Genomic DNA, 3,503 nt, shown 5'->3' with positions numbered 1-3,503 from the left:
AGCGATCGGTGAGGGCGTGGATCTTGGTCGTGCGCCCGCCGCGCGAGCGGCCGATGGCTTGGTTCTGCTCCCCCCTTTACCCCCGGCGGCGCAGCGATGCGCCTTCACGGCGGTGGAGTCGATCAGCACCTGGGAGGGCGGGCCACCGGCTTGCGCCAGCGTCTCGAACAAGCCGACCCAGACCCCCTTGGCCGCCCAGCGCACGAAGCGGTTGTAGAGGGTCTTCTTCGGCCCGTAGACCTCACGCGGTGCGTCCGTCCAACGCCCGCCGGACTTGAGGACATGGACGATGCCGCTGATCACCCGCCGGTCGTCTACGCGCTCCTTGCCCCGTGTGTCGGTGGGCAAGTGCGGCGTGATCCGCGCAAACTGCTCGTCCGTCAGCCAGAACTGATCCATCGGCTCCTCCCACGGAAGCCGTGAATCACACCCAAGCCGTCCGCGCCACCATTATGGGTCCGGACGGTAATACATGGTGGATGCGCGCTGATCGGCCCGGCTGCAAAATCTGCGTCGCCGTCGTGTCGGGGTAATTACCCAGGCCCTTGCGCGGGTTGGGTTTCGCTGATTCCCTCGTGGGATGGGGCGCAGCGATCTTGAGCGGTTGAGCCGCGAGGAGCTGATCAATCCTTCGACAGGCTCAGGATGAGGTGGTGCTGCGGCTGCAGCGTCCGGACAAGACCTCGCGCACCTCCTCGAAGCCACCGGCGACCGACCACAAGGAGCGGCGCGAGCAATCCAAGCCTGGCGGGGCCAAGCCCGGGCACGAGGGCCACAGCCGGGTGATGAGCGACGATCCCGACGCCGTCGTCGAGCATCGTCCCGGCCGCTGCGTGTGCTGCGGCGGCGTCCTGCACGGAGATCTTCCCGCCGAACTCGTGAGCGCGTCCGAGCGGATCGAGCTGCCGGAGGTGGCCCCAGTCGTGACGCAGCATCGACGGCTGGCCGTGCAGTGCCCGACCTGCGGGGCTCGGGTCGTCGCACCGGTGCCGGAGGCGGCCCGCGGCACACCCTTCGGCCCGCGGCTGCATGTGGTGGCGACCTATCTGAAGACCTTCCAGGCGCTCTCCTACGAGCGGCTGCAGGCGGCGTTGTCGGACCTGTTTGGTCTCACCCTCAGCCAGAGCGGGCTGATGAACCTGCTCCAGCGCGCGCAGAGCCGCTTCCACCCGGGTCACGAGGCCGCCGTGTCCGCCCTGCGCAAGGCCGCGGTGGTCACCTCGGACGAGACCGGCGTGCGGATCGAGGGCTCGAACGCTTATCACTGGGTGTTCCACGCGGCCGATGCCGTGGTGCACACGGCCTCGCTGACGCGGGGCGCCATCGTGGTGCGGGAGATGATGGACGGGCACCGGCCCGCGGTGTGGATCTCGGACCGCTACACGGCCCAGCAGGGCCATGCGGCCGAACACTAGACCTGCCTCGCCCATCTCGCCCGCGACATCGCCTACGTCGTCGAGGCGAGCGACGATCCGGTGCCCTGGCGTCTGCAGCTCTGGCTGGCCTCCGTGTTCGCCCTGGCCGAGCGCGTCACCACCTTGACCACCTCGACGCTCGCCGCCAAGCGCCGGAGCCTCGACCGACAACTCGGGGCCATCCTCGCCACGCCGAGCGGCTGCGAGCTGACCCGCGACCTGCAGGCCAAGATCGGCCGAGCCCGCGCTCAGCTCCTCGTCTTCTCGCCCATCCCGGGGCGGTCGAGCCGACCAACAACGGCTCGGAGCGGCTGCTGCGCCCGGCGGTCATCCAGCGGAAGATGACCAAAGGCTACCGCGCGATGTGGGCCGCCGAGGGCGAGGCCGCCATCCGCACCGTCGTCGATACCGCGCGCCTCACAGGCTGCAGTCCCTGCGGAACCATCCTAAAGACCGTTGGCGCCTAAACCCTGCAACTACCGGGGTGGGTAATTACGTGTCGGGCGCCAGCTGCATCAATCTGTGCTGAACTGCTTGCCAGTGTAGAAATTCCGGGCCCCGGAATTTTGGCCACCTCTCGAAGGCAGCGGCCGAGGCTACCCCGGCCGCCGTTGAGCACGATCAGCCCGACGTAGCTCCTTATGCTACCGGATCCGGATCCACATCGACGATTTTAAACCGAAAATATCCACCTTCGTCGTCAAGTCGTTCAATGCAAATCCAGAGGCTCGCATGCAACGCCATGGCATACAGCTCATCTCGAAGCCCGTCATCCTCTATCGCTAAATGCTTATCTTTCATAAACAGCCGAACGCGATCTCCGACCCGCATTTCTCGCTGCTGGTCTAAGTCAGGTTGCGAAGGCTGTTTCTGACCACCTGGTTTAGACGAAGCTAAGGTTTGTACATCGTCTCTTGTTGGTCGGGGCGCAGCTGTATCGACGCGCTTGTCATTACCCTTGACCTCCTCTTCTTCCTCATCGCGTCCGTCAGCCTCGTCCTGTACACCGGCAGCATCCTTTTTCATTTCTCGGATTACCGCGTACGGCCCGCCACGTCGTTTCAACTCCTCGTACATCTCGTCAGGTCGCACACCCTCATCCAGCAGCTTCTGGGCCGCTATCGTGTAATCGCTTGCGGATTTATAACCTTGCGAACTAGAGCTTGGGGCATTTGTCATATGCTGCATACAATGCAACAGGAAATTGCTCGGATTTGGAGCGTAGGTTCTATCTTTCCAGAATTTTATTAGATAAAATGCGCCAATAAATTCGTTATCGTTTCTGTGACGATCATAATTCTGGACTGCATCTCCGATTAGCCAGCAAATGCTGTTTGTGTTTAACTCAGATATTTTTTTGTATTTTAGCTGTAATACGTCGAAATCTCTAAGTGAGACACTCCTATGCTCAAGTATTTTGATTTTTCGGTTGATCAAATCGCGGGAAGGACTCATAATTCTCACCTATTTTCGAAAAACAGCTTGAGTGTAGTAATCGGCCGCCAGGAAAGCTTAGCTCGTCGCGCTTGTTGATCGCGGTGCTGCGGAAGCATCAAATGACGAGGCGAAGTTGCGGACGTCCCAGTCGACCAACTCGGCAGACATTTTCGTTGGGACTGTCACGTGGGCGTTTGAGGCACTGAATGTCGTACCGCGACGTTCGGGGAGCGAAAGGCACGCGGTCGCGGCATGTCTGGCCGCTGAGAAACGTGATTGCAGCGTGAGGCCGGCCGACGAGGATCGGGTTCATCGCGGCACCTCATCATTCGCATGTTCGGCTGCGTTTGCCGTCAGCGCCTGGATCAACCGGTCGAGTTCATCCGATCTGATAAGTCTTCGACGGCCGAGCTTAACGGCCCTCAGCGCTTGACTGTTGAGCAGCTCGTAGAAGCGTGTGCGACCAATTCCGAGAGTTGCGCAGGCTTCCGAGACGGATAAGAGCCGTACGTAATTACTCAGGCCCTTGCGCGGGTTGGGTTTCGCTGATTCCCTCGTGGGATGGGACGCAGCGATCTTGAGCGGTTGAGCCGCGAGGAGCTGATCGAGCTGGTGCTGCGGCTGCAGCGTCCGGACAAGACCTCGCGCACG

2 protein-coding genes and 2 pseudogenes are annotated in these 3,503 nt (G+C 61.9%); 1 reads left to right on the top strand and 3 read right to left on the bottom strand.

Annotated features, from left to right (window positions below):
- Window positions 1–399: pseudogene (locus tag MKK75_RS03700) on the bottom strand (IS5 family transposase); the annotation flags it as partial.
- A gap of 181 nt (window positions 400–580) precedes the next feature.
- Between MKK75_RS03700 and tnpC the strand changes: the two are divergent.
- Window positions 581–1,882: pseudogene (gene tnpC, locus MKK75_RS03695) on the top strand (IS66 family transposase).
- A gap of 172 nt (window positions 1,883–2,054) precedes the next feature.
- On the opposite strand, the gene MKK75_RS03690 reads toward tnpC, so the two are convergent.
- Complete coding sequence (locus MKK75_RS03690; RefSeq protein ID WP_244041283.1) at window positions 2,055–2,870, bottom strand: hypothetical protein; 816 nt, start codon at window positions 2,868–2,870, stop codon at window positions 2,055–2,057.
- A 291-nt stretch (window positions 2,871–3,161) separates the two neighbouring features.
- A complete protein-coding gene (locus tag MKK75_RS36285) occupies window positions 3,162–3,374 on the bottom strand; it encodes a helix-turn-helix domain-containing protein (RefSeq protein WP_409567513.1) in 213 nt (70 codons plus the stop codon).
- Window positions 3,375–3,503: the final 129 nt, after the last annotated feature.

The organism is Methylobacterium sp. J-030 (genome assembly GCF_022829545.1).
In the GTDB taxonomy this organism is placed as follows: Bacteria; Pseudomonadota; Alphaproteobacteria; order Rhizobiales; family Beijerinckiaceae; genus Methylobacterium.
Note: the sequence above shows the minus strand (reverse complement) of the source record. Positions and strands in the feature narration are given on the sequence as shown.

Excerpts from the sequence above, each read along its gene's own strand:
- MKK75_RS03690 (WP_244041283.1), bottom strand. The coding sequence starts at position 2,870 with ATGAGTCCTTCCCGCGATTTGATCAACCGAAAAATCAAAATACTTGAG.